The sequence below is a fragment of the Azohydromonas lata NBRC 102462 genome (genome assembly GCF_001571085.1).
GTDB classification, from domain to species: domain Bacteria; phylum Pseudomonadota; class Gammaproteobacteria; order Burkholderiales; family Burkholderiaceae_C; genus Azohydromonas; species Azohydromonas lata.
In genome coordinates this window covers 1-13,958 of sequence record NZ_BCTC01000145.1, presented here as the reverse complement: position 1 = coordinate 13,958, position 13,958 = coordinate 1, and the positions used below count along the sequence as shown (strand labels likewise).

The 13,958-nt window shown below is 70.3% G+C and carries 11 protein-coding genes, 1 tRNA gene and 1 pseudogene; 3 read left to right on the top strand and 10 right to left on the bottom strand.

What is annotated here, in order from left to right:
• Positions 1–281: 281 nt before the first annotated feature.
• Positions 282–731 (bottom strand): carboxymuconolactone decarboxylase family protein, encoded by a 450-nt coding sequence (locus ALA01S_RS28145; protein WP_066342577.1) that lies wholly within the window; start codon positions 729–731, stop codon positions 282–284.
• A gap of 335 nt (positions 732–1,066) precedes the next feature.
• Here ALA01S_RS28145 and ALA01S_RS28140 point away from each other — a divergent pair, with 335 nt between their 5' ends.
• Entirely contained in the window at positions 1,067–1,624 is a 558-nt protein-coding gene (locus tag ALA01S_RS28140; protein ID WP_066342576.1) for a flavodoxin, read from the top strand.
• 66 nt (positions 1,625–1,690) lie between these two features.
• Here ALA01S_RS28140 and ALA01S_RS28135 read toward each other — a convergent pair.
• From ALA01S_RS28135 to ALA01S_RS28125, 3 genes and pseudogenes are all read right to left on the bottom strand, one after another.
• Positions 1,691–1,887, bottom strand: a pseudogene (locus ALA01S_RS28135) (PrpF domain-containing protein); the annotation flags it as partial.
• A 78-nt stretch (positions 1,888–1,965) separates the two neighbouring features.
• The gene (locus tag ALA01S_RS28130) at positions 1,966–3,585 is read right to left on the bottom strand and encodes a SulP family inorganic anion transporter (RefSeq protein WP_066342574.1); all 1,620 of its coding nucleotides are present in this window, start codon (positions 3,583–3,585) and stop codon (positions 1,966–1,968) included.
• A 176-nt stretch (positions 3,586–3,761) separates the two neighbouring features.
• A complete protein-coding gene (locus ALA01S_RS28125) occupies positions 3,762–4,445 on the bottom strand; it encodes a carbonic anhydrase (RefSeq protein WP_066342573.1) in 684 nt (227 codons plus the stop codon).
• Positions 4,446–4,875: 430 nt separating this feature from the next.
• Here ALA01S_RS28125 and ALA01S_RS28120 point away from each other — a divergent pair, with 430 nt between their 5' ends.
• Positions 4,876–5,142 (top strand): DUF3135 domain-containing protein, encoded by a 267-nt coding sequence (locus tag ALA01S_RS28120; RefSeq protein WP_066342572.1) that lies wholly within the window; start codon positions 4,876–4,878, stop codon positions 5,140–5,142.
• Between the two features lie 146 nt (positions 5,143–5,288).
• On the opposite strand, the gene ALA01S_RS28115 is transcribed toward ALA01S_RS28120, so the two are convergent.
• The 5 genes from ALA01S_RS28115 to ALA01S_RS28095 all read right to left on the bottom strand — a co-directional run bounded on the left by ALA01S_RS28115 (position 5,289) and on the right by ALA01S_RS28095 (position 12,765).
• Positions 5,289–6,086: a DUF3750 domain-containing protein gene (locus ALA01S_RS28115; protein ID WP_084268034.1), complete on the bottom strand. Its 798-nt coding sequence runs from the start codon at positions 6,084–6,086 to the stop codon at positions 5,289–5,291.
• A gap of 141 nt (positions 6,087–6,227) precedes the next feature.
• Positions 6,228–6,896, bottom strand: a complete 669-nt coding sequence (locus ALA01S_RS28110) for an arsenate-mycothiol transferase ArsC (RefSeq protein ID WP_084268033.1) — start codon at positions 6,894–6,896, stop codon at positions 6,228–6,230.
• Between the two features lie 159 nt (positions 6,897–7,055).
• Positions 7,056–10,157, bottom strand: coding sequence for an efflux RND transporter permease subunit (locus tag ALA01S_RS28105; RefSeq protein ID WP_066342570.1), 3,102 nt, complete (start codon positions 10,155–10,157; stop codon positions 7,056–7,058).
• A complete protein-coding gene (locus ALA01S_RS28100; protein ID WP_157119340.1) occupies positions 10,154–11,332 on the bottom strand; it encodes an efflux RND transporter periplasmic adaptor subunit in 1,179 nt (392 codons plus the stop codon). The genes ALA01S_RS28105 and ALA01S_RS28100 overlap by 4 nt, the downstream gene beginning before the upstream one ends.
• Positions 11,333–11,337: 5 nt before the next feature.
• Positions 11,338–12,765: an efflux transporter outer membrane subunit gene (locus ALA01S_RS28095; protein WP_066342568.1), complete on the bottom strand. Its 1,428-nt coding sequence runs from the start codon at positions 12,763–12,765 to the stop codon at positions 11,338–11,340.
• A 287-nt stretch (positions 12,766–13,052) separates the two neighbouring features.
• Between ALA01S_RS28095 and ALA01S_RS28090 the strand changes: the two genes are divergently transcribed.
• Positions 13,053–13,676: a TetR/AcrR family transcriptional regulator gene (locus ALA01S_RS28090; protein ID WP_066342567.1), complete on the top strand. Its 624-nt coding sequence runs from the start codon at positions 13,053–13,055 to the stop codon at positions 13,674–13,676.
• Positions 13,677–13,843: 167 nt separating this feature from the next.
• Here the strand turns inward: ALA01S_RS28090 and ALA01S_RS28085 are convergent.
• Positions 13,844–13,918: transfer RNA gene (locus ALA01S_RS28085), tRNA-Val, on the bottom strand.
• Positions 13,919–13,958: the final 40 nt, after the last annotated feature.

Genomic DNA, 13,958 nt, shown 5'->3' with positions numbered 1-13,958 from the left:
CGAAATATTCGGGTTAGGGGGTTTAGGAGGCTTGGCGTTGCTTGCCAGGGTTTTCAGACGCTGGGGGCCGGCCGGAATCTATGGGCTTGTCCACGGAAGTCAGCCAATTTAAGAGAGGGAAAGCGGAAGCTTCATCGAGACCAGATATAGCGAGCAGAAATCAATCAAAAGCAATTGCAATCTGCTTTGCACTCAATATCAAATAATATTTTGCTTCCCTCTCGATTTCAAAAAATTCTGGTGGCAGATTTTTAGCCGCAGGCCTGCAGAGACCCGCAAGCTCAGGCTTCAGCCCGCGGCTTCATCCGGAAGCTGATGCCCATGCGATTAATCGCATTCATGGCAGCGACGGTGAGCGTCAGATCCACCAAATCCTTCTCGCCGAACACGGCCAACGCGGCTGCATAGGCCGCATCGGAGGCGTGTGTTTCGCTGACGCGCGTCACTTCCTCGGACCAAGCCAGCGCGGCGCGTTCTTGCTCGGAAAACAAGTATTCCGCTTCGCGCCATACCGGAACGAGCATGAGCTTGTCGACGGACATTCCCTCGGCGATGAGGTCGCGGGCGTGGATGTCGATGCAATGGGCGCAGCCGTTGATCTGAGAGACACGAAGGAAAACAAGGTGCGTCAGCAAGCTGGGCAATCCGGTCCCTTTCGTGACGAAATGGTGCAGGCTGGTCATGGCTTTGCCGCCCTCGGGAGATGCTTGGTACCAAACAGCGCGATCCATGTGTCAAGTTTCCTTAGATGGAAGGGGTTGCGAGGGGTCGACACGACCTCCCCAACCAACAAGACGTTTGGAACGATGAAGCTGTGACAGGCTCCCAGCTTGTCGGGATCGCGCTCCAATCCTCGTTCCAGGACGGTATGTCTGACCTCACTCCAAAGCGGCCGGTCGAAAATAGCTTTGGTCCGACCACAGTCAGTCGAAAACCGCCCTTCACCATTCCTCGAAACTCCACCCGCACACTTCTTGCAAGCCAAGCCCCATCCGTCCCGCCCAGCCGTCCGGAACCTCACATTCCAGACATTGCCTGCGGCGCGACAAACACCAAGAGGGCTTCCATGACCAAAATTGCCATCTTCTTCGGCACCGAGACCGGCACCACCCGCCTGATTGCCAAGAAAATCCACGCCCGGCTGGGCGAGGCCGTTGCGGACAAGCCGGTGAACGTCAATCGCATCCAGCCCGAGGATTTCCTCAAATACGACGCCCTCATCCTCGGCACGCCCAGCTATGGCGTGGGCGAAATTCCCGGCCGCTCGGCCGGTTGCCTGGAAGCGAACTGGGAAGAATTCTTGGCCAAGCTCCCGCCCCATACCCGGCTGGACGGCAAGCGCATCGCCTTGTTCGGCTTGGGCGCCCAGGAGCGGTATTCGGAGCGCTTCGCCAGCTCGCTGCGCAAATTGCACGACACGCTGCAAGCCCTGGGCGCGGAAATCATCGGCGCCTGGCCCACCACGGGCTACACGTTCGAATATTCGGCCTCCGTCATGGGCGACCATTTCGTCGGCCTCGTCATAGACCAGCGCACCCAGGGCATGTTCACCGAGGAACGGCTCGATGCCTGGGTGGCGCAGGTGAAACCGCTGCTGCTGGAGCGCCTGGCGCAGGCGGCTTGAGGCGCGGGTGCGTCAGCCCGCCGGCACCCTCACGAAACCCTCCATCAGCCGCCGCGCCAAGCGGCTCACCACCGTGCTGGTGCTGGAGCTGGCGCCGCCCATGCCGTCGATGTGCTTGCCGTAACGGTCGGGGCTGCCGATGACGCGCAGCAGCAGGCGGTCGCGCGCGGCGGGGTCGGCCGGCAGGTCGTGGGCGAGGAAGAACACGCCCTTGCTGGTGCGCCGCCGCGCATGCAGACGGCGGGAATGCGGAGTGGGGTCATGGCGGGGACGCGGGAGGCAAAAAAGGCCGGGCGGCATTGTGCCGGCCGGCCCTGGCGCGCTCGCGCGCACCCTTGGCGCTACAGCGCCCGCGTGGCGGCCGCGGGCAGGCGGGCCGGCGGAACTTCAGCCGTCGCGGGTGCCGCCACCGGCGGCATGGAGCGCAGCTCCACCTCGATGTGGCGCTCGCGGGCGTGGGCGATGAAATCGTCCAGCGCCTCGCGGATGTCGCGGTCCACGAAGCGGCAGCGCGCGCCGTCGATGATCAGCGAGTCGCCCGGCTGCACCCGCTCCAGGTAGCGGCGCAACGTCGCCTTGCTGAAGAAGGACACGTCCTTGCTCAACTGCAGCAGGTGGGCGCGCTCGCGCGAGGTGATGGACAGCGCGCCGCGCGTGTTGGCGTGGATCACGAACAGCATGCTCGCCACCAGGCCGATGAGGATGCCCATGAGCAGGTCCGTGGCCAGGATGGCCGCCACCGTCACCGCGAAGGGCACGAACATCGCCGCGCCCTGCCGCCACGCCGCCAGCGCGATCGCCGGCTTCGCCAGCTTGTAGCCCGTGTGCAGCAGCACGGCGGCCAGCGCCGCCAGCGGAATCCAGCGCAGCAGCTCCACCAGCAGCAGCACGCTCGCGAGCAGCAGCACGCCGTGCAGCATGGCCGACAGCCGCGTGCGCGCGCCGGCCTGGATGTTGGCCGAGCTGCGCACGATCACCGCCGTGATGGGCAGCCCGCCCAGGAAGCCCGCCACGACGTTGCCCACGCCCTGCGCCTGCAGCTCGCGGTTGGGCGGCGCCACGCGCTTGAGCGGGTCCAGCCGGTCGGCGGCTTCCAGGCTGAGCAGGGTTTCCAGGCTGGCCACCACGGCCAGCGTCACCGCCACCGTGTAGAGCTGCGGGTTGGCCAATGCGGACCAGTCCGGCGAGGCCAGTTGCCCAAGCAGCGAGCCCACGCCGTCCACCTTGGGCAGCGACACGAGCTGGTGCTCCACCAGCGCCTCGGACGGCATCGCCGCGCGGAAGAAGGCCTGGCAGCCCACGCCCCACAGCACGGCCAGCAGCGCGCCGGGCAGCTTGCCGACCACGGGCAGCCGCTTCACCGCGGGCAGCTCCCACAGGAACAGGATCAGCAGCGCCCCGGCCGCCACGGCCACCGCCGCCTCGCTCACGGAGTCCAGCACCAGCGCCATGGCGTCCAGCGCCTGCGCGTCGCGCGGCACACCTTCGAGCATGTGCGGCGTGGAGGCAAAGCCGAAGGCCACGGGCAACTGCTTAATGATCAGCAGCAGGCCGATGGCGGCCAGCATCCCCTTGATCACCGGCGAGGGGAAACAGGCGCCTATGTCGCCCGCGCGCAGCAGGCCGAACAGCCCCTGCAGCACGCCGGCCAGGATCACGGCCACGAGAAAGGCTTCGAAGCTGCCCAGCGTGGCGATGGCGTTGACGACGATGACCACCAGCCCCGCCGCCGGGCCGCTGACGCTGAGCTGCGAGCCCGAGAGGGCCGCGACGACCAGGCCACCCACCACGCCGGAGACCAGGCCGGCCAGCAAAGGCACGCCGCTGGCCAGCGCAATGCCCAGGCACAGCGGCAAGGCGACGAGAAACACCACCACGCCGGCCGGCAGGTCGTGGCGCAGGTGGCGCAAGGAAAGGCCGCGCGGGGCGGCGCCAGGGGAGGACGAAACGGGGGACTGCATGGGGAGACGTGCGAAGAAAGAGTCAGACAGACAGGGCGCGGGCCCTGAGCGGGCGCCCTGCACCGCCGCCGTCAAGGCGTGGCCGGGGCGGGTTCTTCAGAAGGAGGGAAAGCGGCAGGAGCGAGGGAGCGCCGGGGCGGCGCTGCGCACCTGCTTCGGTGTCGCTGCGGCGTTGTTCAGGCCGCGCGCCTGAGCGCCACGCCCGGCGCGTCCACCGCGTGCACCTGGCGCAGGCGGCCGTTGCGCAGGCCGTACACCCAGCCCAGCAGGCGCAGGCGCTGGCCGCGCTGCCAAGCGCGCTGCACCAGCGCCGTGGAGGCCAGCGTGCGCACCTGCTCGATGACGTTGAGCGTCACCAGCCGGTCCACCTGCGCGGCCAGCGCCGCGTCGGCGGGCAGCCCGCTGCCGCCGTCGTCCACCTGGTGGCGGTGCTGCTGGTAGAGGCGGCGCAGCGGGCGTATGCGCTCGGCCAGGTAGTCGGCGCGGGCGTGGCCGGGAGCGGCGCCGGCGTCGGACTCCGACCCGGAGGGCGGCAGGAGGGCCGCGCGCACGCCGCCGCAGGCGTCATGCCCGCACACGATCACGGACTCCACCCCCAGCACGTCCAGCGCGTACTGCAGCGCGCTCATCACGCTGTTGTCCTCCAGCAGCGCCAGGTTGGCGATGCTGCGGTGAACGAACAGCTCGCCCGGCGCGGCATTGACGATGCGCTCGGCCGGCACGCGGCTGTCCGCGCAACCAATCCAGAACACGCCGGGCTGCTGCCCGCTGCTCATTCGCTCGAAGAAGGCGGGTGAGCGCGCATCCATCTCGTCGGCCCAGGCCTGGTTCTCCAGCAAAAGGCGGGTCGGAAGGTCCATCAAAACTCCTTGTCGGTCTTCGATTGCTGCACTGCAACACGGCACCTAGCGTAAACCCTCAATTGCGAATCATTCCGCTGGATTTGCGCCCGGTTGCACGTGCGTCGGTGAGCAACAGGCGGGGAACTTTTGCGCTTTTCCGTCTGGGGAGAAGCTGCGCTTTGGACCTCGCGGCTGGCGGTGGAGCGGTGCCGGATCAGCTCGTGGCGTGCAGCCGCCGCGGCCGGCGGCGGGTTGCGCATGTATCAATGTCGTCAAGCTTTTTTGGGCCGCCTGCGTAGATTCCCGTCCCAGCGAAGCCTGAATTCCCCAGGCCGCGACAGGACAAGAAGTTGGAGCCTCCGTGCAGTTCAGGCGGGCGCCGCTGTTGCGGGTTAGGCAGGATTTTTTTGGACTCCGCATTTCCAAGTTCCAGCCTGAGGCCCTGACCATGCGATCCATCCTGCCCTTCAACTTCGACCAGATGGCCCACCTGGCCCAAACCGATCCCACCGCTTTCGAAGCGCAGCGCCGCGCCGTGCTGGAAAGCGCAATGGATTTCGCCCCGCGCGGCTACGAGGCCTGGGCCCATGCCCGCGTGGCCGACCTGCAACGCCGCGGCGTCGAGGCCGCCGAGCAGGCGCGCCAGGACAGCGCCGCCGCCTGGCGCGCCCTGGACGAAATCATCGACTGGGCCCGCAACGTCTCGAAGCTGTGACGCCCAGGCGCCACGGCCATCGCCTGTAGGAAGCCCGCTTGCGGCGCCGAACCCGGCGGGCATCACGATGTGCTGGCGATTCGGCCCGCAAGCGGGCCTCCTACCAGGCCAATAGGCCATCGATCAGCAGTCGATACACGGGCAGATCACAGCGCCTTGCCCGCGGGCTCCTCGCGCGCGGCCGGCACCTCGGCCACGCCCTGTGCCGGCGGATGAAACCCGCCGATGCGCCCAACGAAAGGCAGCTTCACGCCCAGCGGGCTCACGCCGAAGTTCAGGCCCAGCAGGTTGAGCTCCACGCCGTCCACGGCGCTCACCGCCAAACCAAGCAGCCCGCCCAACGAGAGTTGAAAGCCATGGCCGCTGGGCGCGGGCCCAAGCAGCGTGGTGCCGGTGAAGTCCTTGCCTATGGCGGTGGCGGGCAGGTCCAGCTCCAGCTCCGGCACGTTGCGGCTGATCCAGGCCGTGAAGGTGTTGGAATTGGGCCCCGGCCACAGCCTGTACTCGCCGGCATAGGGGTAGCGCTTGACGGCCTGGCCGATGCGCTCGATGAGCGCATCCACGCCGGCACCGCGCTTTTGCGCGTACAGCTCCGGCTCGGCGCCGAACCAGCGCGCATCCGGCGCGCCCTGGCGGACGACCACCACGTTGTCCGTCCAGCCCAGCCGCCAGCCTATGACCTCGTACACCGTCCAGGCCGGTGCGGCCGTGGGCTTCACCGCCACCCAGGTGTGCACGCCGAAGAGGCCCTTGGCGCCCACGACGCGCGCGCCGTAGACCTGCACCATGGCCTCGCGCACCTGCGCCGGGTCCGGCGCCAGGCCCACGGGCTCGCGGCTGGCGCTCATCCAGTCGGCGGCCGTTGCAGGGGCCGCCCGCAGCAAGGCCAGCGCGGCCAGCACGACAAGAAACAGTCGGAACAGCGGAACTGCAAGGCGCTGCATGGAAGTCTCCGGGTACGTCAAACGGCCAAACGAGCAAGTTTGACGGCCCGCGGGCAACTCGCCCCGTCGTCCGCAAAAGCACCGGCGCGGCGCGCGTGAATTGCGGCCTCTTGTGCGCACGGCCTCAAGCCGTGTTCACGCTCAGGCGACGGCGGGGCCGGGCTCGGCGCCTTGCACGCCGCCGGCCACAGGCTTGCGCATGCCGGCCTGCCCCGGTCGGCACAGCACGGCGCCTTGAGCCTGCAACTCGGCCGCGAGCTGCGAGACCGCGCTGCGAATCAGCTCGAAACAGCGGCGCAGCTCAAGCTCGCTGCGCCCATAGGGATCGCGTATGCGCAGCCGGCGCGGCCGCGCCCAATGGCCTAGCAGCGCAATGCGCTGCGCCGGCACACCGCGGCGCAGCAGATGCTCGGCGTGGCGCGGCTCCATGACCAGGTAGAGGTCGCCATCGCGATGGGCGAAATCCAGCCAGTGCGAGGCATGGTGCCGCTGCAGCGCCACGCCCATGTCCGCGGCAACGCGCACGGTGGAGGAAAAGCAACGGCGGCCCGTCACCGTGTACAGCCCGCAGGAAGCCGTGGGAATGCCGGACTGCTCGCACAGCGCCTGTGCCAGCGCACTGCGGTTCAGGTTGGCCAGGCACACGAAAACCAGCCGCTGCGCCGTGGACCAATCCGGCCGTGTGAACGGCGTGGCCATGCCGGCATAAAAGCCCATGCGCAGCCCAAGCCGCCCCCAGAAACGCCTGAGCGTGCCGCCGGAGGCAGCGGCAGCAAAGGCATTGATGGGTGGCGTGAAACGGGGTGGCATGGGACAGGGCGGGTACGGCTGTGGCGATGATCCACAGTCGCCCTGTCAAACACCTGTCCCCGCGTTTTCCCTTGGAAACCGCGTGGTTTTGGCGGCTGGCGCACCACGCACGCCCCCGGACAGGCCGGCGCTGCGCGCGTGACGTGCGCGGCGCCCAGGCTATCCACCCGCCGCCGCGGGCACCGTGGGCGGCAGCGTGGGCACCGCCCCGGCCGCCTCGCGCCGCACGCGGAACCAGGCCGCGTACAGCGCCGGGACGACCACCAGCGTCAGCGCCGTGGCCACCACCAGCCCGCCCATGATGGACATGGCCATGGGCCCCCAGAAGATGCTGCGCGTCAGCGGAATCATGGCCAGGATGGCCGCCGCGGCCGTGAGCACCACCGGGCGCGCGCGGCGCACGGTGGCCTCGACGATGGCCGTCCACGGCGTGCTGCCGGCAGCGATGTCACGGTCTATCTGGTCCACCAGGATCACGGCGTTGCGCATGATCATCCCGCCCAGCGCGATCACCCCCAGCAGCGCCACGAAGCCAAACGGCGCGTTGAACAGCAGCAGCGCCGGCACCACGCCGATCAAGCCCAGCGGGGCCGTCAGGAACACCAGCGCCATGCGGCTGAAACTCTGCAACTGCAGCATGAGGATGAGCAGCGTCACCGCGAACATGGCCGGAAACACCGCCGCCAGCGCCACGTTGCTCTTGTCGCTCTCCTCGATGGCGCCGCCCAACTCGATGCGGTAGCCCGGCGGCAGGCTCTGCAGCACGGGCTGCAGCGAGGGCCAGATCTGCTGCGTGGCATACGGCCCCTGCACGCCTTCGGCCAGGTCGCTGCGCACGTTGAGCGTCATGTCGCGGTTGCGGCGCCACAGCACGGGCTCCTCCCAGTCCGGCATCAACTGCGCCACCTGCGACAGCGGCACGCTCACACCCGCGCGGGTGAAGAGCGGCAAGTCCTCCAACTGCTGCAGCGAGCGGCGCTCGCCGGGCTGGGCGCGCAGCACCACGTCGATGAGCTCCTCGCCGCGGCGCAGTTGCGCCACGGGGGCGCCGGAGAGGGCCGTCTGCACGGTGGCGGCAATGTCCTGCGTGGCCAGGCCCAGTTGTTGGGCGCGGTCCTGGTCCACCACCACGCGCACGGTGCGCACCTGCTCGTTCCACTCCAGGTGCGTGTCGCGCACCAGCGGGCTTTGGCGCACCAGGTCGCGCACGCGCGCGGCGATGCGGCGCACCTCGTCCACCTCGGGGCCGATGACGCGGAACTGCACCGGGTAACCCACCGGCGGGCCGAACTCCAGGCGCTGCACGCGCCCTCGCAGGTCGGGGAATGTTTCGCCCGCATCGAACACGGCGCGCAGCCGCGTGCGTACCGCCTCGCGCGCGGCCATGTTGGGCGTCTGCACCACGAACTGCGCGTAGCCCGGGTTGGGCAGCTCCGGCGACAGGCTCAGGAAAAAGCGCGGCGTGCCCGCGCCGGTGTAGGCCGTGAAGCCCTGCACCCCGGCGTCGGCCTTGAGGATGTCTTCCACGCGCTTGACTTGCGCCTGCGTCGCGGCGAAGGAGGCGCCTTCGCGCAACTGCAGGTCCACCAGCAGCTCGGTGCGCGAGGCCGTGGGAAAGAACTGCTGCTGCACCAGGCCCATGCCCGCGCCGGCCACCACGAACAGCGCCAGCGTGCCGGCGAGCACCCAGCCGCGGCGCGCCACGGCCCAACCCACGACGCGGCGCATGCGCGCGTACAGCGGCCCCTCGTGCACGCCGTGGTGCCTGGGCTTCATCACCTTGGGCAGCAGCTTGACGCCCAGGTAGGGCGTGAACACCACCGCCACCACCCACGAGGCCAGCAGCGCCACGCCCACCACCCAGAAGATCCCGCCCGCGTACTGGCCGGAGATGGAGTGCGCGAAGCCCACGGGCATGAAGCCCGCCACCGTCACCAGCGTGCCGGTGAGCATGGGGAAGGCGGTGGAGGTCCAGGCGAAGCCGGCGGCCTTGACACGGTCGTAGCCCTCCTCGATCTTCACCACCATCATCTCCACGGCGATGATGGCGTCGTCCACCAGCAGGCCCAGGGCGATGATGAGGGCACCCAGCGAGATGCGGTCCAGCGCCCAGCCGCGCCAGACCATGACGATGGCCACCAGCCCAAGCACCAGCGGCACCGAGGCGGCCACCACCACGCCGCTGCGCCAGCCCAGGGCCACGAAGCACACGGCCAGGACGATGGCCAGCGCCTCCAGGAACGCGCGCTCGAACTCCCACACCGCGTCCTCCACCACCTGCGGCTGGTCGGCGTACTTCTCCAGCGACACGCCCAGGGGCAGGCGCGGCGCCAGCGCGGCGGTGGCGGCGTCCAGCGCCTGGCCCACGTGCAGCACGTTGGCCTGGCGCGAGAGCACCACGCCCAGCGCCAGCACGGGCTCGCCGTTGCGGCGCACGGTGAAGGCAGGCGGGTCTTCCAGCGCGGCGCGCACGTCGGCCACGTCGCTGAGCTTGAGCAGCCGATCGCCCACCGCGATGGGCAGCGCCGCCACCTGCGCCGCGCCGCCGGGCACGCCGGCCACGCGCACGACGCCGCGGTCCACGCGGCCGTCCACCGCGCCGGCGGGCAGCAATGCGCTCTGGCGCGAGAGGGTTTCAATCAGAAGTTGCGGCGTCAACCCCATGGCGGCCAGGCGCTGGCTGGAAAACTCCACGTGCACCTGCTCGGCCTGGCGGCCCATCACGTCCACCTTGACCACGCCGGGCACGGCCTGCAGCGCGCGCTTGACGTCCTCGGCCAGGGCGTGCATTTCGGGAAAGCCCAGGTCCGGCGCGGCCAGGGCGTAGAGCACCCCGTACACGTCGGTGAACTCGTCGTTGAAGAAGGGGCCGCGCACGCCCTCGGGCAGCTCGTGGCGTATGTCGCCCACCTTCTTGCGCGCCTGGTACCAGGCGGCCTCCAGGCCGGCCTTGTCGGTGCCGCCCTGCATCCACAACGTGATGCCGCCAAAGCCCTGGCGGGCGAAGCTGCGCACGTTGTCCAGCCCGTCGAGCTCCTGCAGCGCGCGCTCCAGGCGGTTGAGCACCTGGTCCTGCACCTGCTGCGCGCTGGCGCCGGGCCAGGCGACGGTGACGGTCATGCTGGGCACCTCGAACACCGGGTCTTCCAGCCGGCCCAACCGCGTGAAGGAAAACACGCCCGCGACCAGCGTGGCCAGCAGCAGGAACAGCACCAGCGGCCGGTGTTGCACGGCCCAAGCGGAGAGGTTGAAGTCTTTCATCGCGCCACCTGCAGGACAGCGGCTGAAGCCGCGGCTTGCGGCTGGGGTTCGGCCTGGGCCTGCGGCCTGGGCAGCGGCTCGTCCAGCGGGCGCTTGACGGGGCGCACGGCCATGCCGGCGTCCAGCCGGTGCGCGCCGGCACTGACCACCCAGGCGCCCTCTTCCAGGCCGCGCAGCGTGACGCTGTCGTTGCCCTGCGCAACCACCGTGACGCTGCGGCGCGTGAGCTTGGCCGGCGTGGCGGCCGGGTCGTCCACCACCCACACCGTGGCCTGCCCCTGCGTGCTCAGCAACGCGCCCACGGGCAGCTCGGCCACGGGCTCGCTGCCCGCGCGCGGCGCGGCCAGCGCAACCTCGGCCGTCATGCCCATGCGCCAGAGCGCGGGCGCGGCCGAGACCAGGGCGTAGCGGGCGCGGAAGCTGCGCGTGCCGGCGGCGGCGGTGGGCGAGAGCTCGCGCAAGCGCAGCGCCTGCGCCGCGCCGCCGGCCACGCGCACGGTAGCGCGGCGTTCGCGCAGGTCGGCGGCCAGGGCTTCTGGCACGTCCACCACCACTTCCAGCTCGCGGTCGCGGGCCAGTTGGAACACGGGCTGGCCTTCGGCCACCACCTGGCCGACCTCGGCGCGCGCGGCGCTGACCACGCCGTCGAAGGGCGCCGTGAGCACGGTGTAGGCGTTGCGGTTGCGCGCCAGCTCCAGTTGGCGGCGGGCCTGCTGCACGCGCGCGGCGGCGGTGTCGGCCTTGGCCTGCAGCCGCTCCTGGTCGGCGGCGCCCACGCTGCCGTCGGCCAGCAGCCGGGCAAAGCGCGCGGCGTCGCTGGCGGATTGCGCGGCGTCCACCTCGGCGGCGCGCAACTGCTCGGCGGCAGCTTCGGCGCCAAGCTGGTAGTCGGCCGCATCCAGCCGCGCCAAGGGCTGGCCCGCGCGAACGGCCTGACCCACGTCCACCAGCCGCGCGACGAGCTTGCCGCCGGTGCGGAAAGCCAGGTCGCTCTCGGTGCGCGCGGCCAGCGTGGCGCTGAAACGGCGCTCAGCGCCCGCAGCCGTGTATTGCACGGGCGTGACGTAGACGGCCGGCACCACAGGCGCAGGCTCGGTCGGCTTGGAGCAGGCGGCCAGCAGCAGGGGCAGCGCCAGGGCGGCCGCCAGCCGGCGAGGAAGGGGTGTGGAGGTCATGGTGGTCACAGGCTGGAGGGGTTGGAGGACGGCGCGGCCGCGGCAGGTTCACCCGTGCGCCAGCCGCCGCCCAACGCGCGGTAGAGCTGCACCGCGTCCAGCGCGAGCTGGGTGCGGTGCTCGACGTGCGACAGCTCCGCGGCGATGAGGCCGCGCTGCACGTCCAGCAGTTGCAGCAGGTCGATCTGGCCTTCGCGGCGCAGCGACTGGGCATGCGCGAGCGCGGCGCGGCGCTCGGCCAGCAGCGCGTCCAGCGCGGTGCCGCGTTCACGCTCCTGGGCCAGCGCCACCAGCGAGCTTTCGACTTCCTGCAGCGCCGCCAGCGTGGCGCGCTCGTAGGACAGCTCGGCCGCGCGCTCGCGCGAGGAGGCACGCTCCTGCGCCGCGCGCAGCCGCCCGGCGTTGAAGATCGGGGTTGTAAAGGCCAGCGCCACGCTGCTCAGGCGCACGGGCGCGAGGTCCAGGCCGTTGATGCGCAAGTCCTGCCGGCCCAACAAGGCGCTGAAGAAGAACTTGGGCAGCAGGTCGGCGCGCGCCTCGCGCAGCCGGGCGCCTTCGGCGGCGAGCTGCCGCTCGGCCGCGCGCAAATCCGGGCGGCGCGCCAGCAGCTCGACGGGCTGGCCCGGCGCCAGGGCCGGCGCGTCCGGCAGCGTGGCGGAAGCGGCGGCCTGCAGCAGCGGCAGCGGCTCGCCCGGGTTGCGGCCCAACAGCACGGCGATCTGCTGCTCGGTCACGGCCACCAGCGTGCGCAGCGGCGGCAGCTGCGCGGCCAGGGACTGCGTTTCGGCAGCGGCACGGGCCACGTCAAAACGGCTGGATAAACCCTCGGCGGCGCGGCTGCGGGTGAGGCGCTCGGTATCGGCCTGGGCCTGCAGCAGCGACTGCAGCCGCTGCAGCCGCGCGCGGGCACCCTGCCAGACGAGGTACAGCCGCGCCGCCTCGCCCGCGGCCAGCAGCCGCGCGCCTTCGGCGCCTTCGGCGGCGGCTTGGGCGTCGAGCTCGGCGGCGTCCGCCGCGGCGCGGGCGGCGCCGAAAAGATCCACTTCCCAACCCAGGTCCAGCCCAGCCCTCAACGCGCGCACGTCGGGCTGGCCGCGCTTCACCTCGTCCGGCAACCCGCTGCGCTGGTCGGACGCGCTGGCGGTCAGGCCCACGGTGGGCGCCAGGCGCGACGCCGCCGCCGTGCTGCCTGCGCGCGCCTGCTGTACGCGCTCGGCGGCGATGCGCAGGTCCAGGTTGGCGCGCTGCGCCTCGGCCACCAGCGCGGCGAGCGTCGCGTCGTTGAAGCGCTGCCACCAGTGCGCCTCGAAAGCGCCTGAGATCTCGCCGGCCTGGCCAAAGGCGGGCGTCAGCAGCGCGGCCGGCCCGGATTTCACCGGCCCTGGCGGCCCGCCCGCGCAGGCGGACAGCAGCAGCGCAGCGCCCAAGCCCACGGCGGCACGGCGCCAATGCAGTGCCGCACGGCCAGCGCGCAGCGCTGCCGGCGGCCACGCATGCAAACAGGAGCGCGACGGGCTTGGACCGGAAGCACCAGGCGGCGCGGCGGCAGACGAGGGTCGGAAATCCATGGCGGCCCCAAAGCGGGTTGACGGTGTCAACCATGATGCTTGAAACGCGTTGACACTGTCAACCTGGAAGGGACAATGGTGTTTCTGCCCGCGTATCGGCAGCCGTGACCTGGCGCGGCCGACGGGCGGACCCACGCTGCGAGAATCCGCACATGCCCAGCACCCGCTCTGAAGTTGAGGAATCCGTCGACCTGAAGGAGGCCTGTGTGCGCGCTGCGCGCGAGGTGATTGCCGAGCACGGCATCGAGCAGCTGAGCCTGCGCGAGGTCTCGCGCAAGTTGGGCGTGTCGCACCAGGCGCCGTACAAGCACTACCCCAGCCGCGACCACTTGCTGGCGGAGGTGATGCGCCGCTGCTTTCAGGATTTCACGCAAGCGCTGGACGCACGCGAGCGCCATGCGGACCCGGCAGCGGACCTGCAGTCGCTGGGTTACCAGTACCTGACCTACGCCGCAGCGCATCCGCTGGAGTACCGGCTGATGTTCGGCGGCCCCTGGCCGGAGGGCGTGGATCACACCGAGCTGGCGCGCGACGCGCTGCATGCCTTCGACGTGCTGCGCGACGTGCTGCGCCGCATCTACGGCGCGGGCGAAGCGCAGCGCGCCGAGGTGGATAGGCATGCCATGTTCATTTGGGCCACGGTGCACGGCCTGGCGTCCATACGCGAGGCCTGCGCCATGGAGCACCTGCAACTGGCCCCGGGCGTGGACTGCCCGCAGGTGGCCGGGCACGCGCTGCAGATGATCGAACGCGCGCTGCGCGGCAGCGGCAGCTGATCAAGCCGGCACCCTGTGCCCGGTTGCCAGCACAACCGGCAGCCCCGCACAGGCCCAAGGCGTGAATTTGTCGCGCCCGCGACCATATGCCGGGGCTTCAAGGACAGATGATCTGGGCCGGCCAATGAGAAAAGCCCCGCAGACCGAAGTCTGCGGGGCTTTCTTTTTGGTGGGCAGTGCAGGGTTCGAACCTGCGACCCCTGCCGTGTGAAGGCAGTGCTCTACCGCTGAGCTAACTGCCCGGAATCTGGAGTGTTCCAAATCCGGAAAGCTGCTTCCACC

Bases quoted from the DNA above. Each gene is read 5' to 3' on its own strand.
- ALA01S_RS28120 (WP_066342572.1), top strand. From the start codon at position 4,876: ATGCGATCCATCCTGCCCTTCAACTTCGACCAGATGGCCCACCTGGCC.
- ALA01S_RS28110 (WP_084268033.1), bottom strand. From the start codon at position 6,896: ATGCCACCCCGTTTCACGCCACCCATCAATGCCTTTGCTGCCGCTGCC.
- ALA01S_RS28125 (WP_066342573.1), bottom strand. From the start codon at position 4,445: ATGGACCTTCCGACCCGCCTTTTGCTGGAGAACCAGGCCTGGGCCGAC.
- ALA01S_RS28105 (WP_066342570.1), bottom strand. From the start codon at position 10,157: ATGAAAGACTTCAACCTCTCCGCTTGGGCCGTGCAACACCGGCCGCTG.
- ALA01S_RS28090 (WP_066342567.1), top strand. From the start codon at position 13,053: ATGCCCAGCACCCGCTCTGAAGTTGAGGAATCCGTCGACCTGAAGGAG.
- ALA01S_RS28140 (WP_066342576.1), top strand. From the start codon at position 1,067: ATGACCAAAATTGCCATCTTCTTCGGCACCGAGACCGGCACCACCCGC.
- ALA01S_RS28145 (WP_066342577.1), bottom strand. From the start codon at position 731: ATGGATCGCGCTGTTTGGTACCAAGCATCTCCCGAGGGCGGCAAAGCC.
- ALA01S_RS28130 (WP_066342574.1), bottom strand. From the start codon at position 3,585: ATGCAGTCCCCCGTTTCGTCCTCCCCTGGCGCCGCCCCGCGCGGCCTT.
- ALA01S_RS28115 (WP_084268034.1), bottom strand. From the start codon at position 6,086: ATGCAGCGCCTTGCAGTTCCGCTGTTCCGACTGTTTCTTGTCGTGCTG.
- ALA01S_RS28100 (WP_157119340.1), bottom strand. From the start codon at position 11,332: ATGACCTCCACACCCCTTCCTCGCCGGCTGGCGGCCGCCCTGGCGCTG.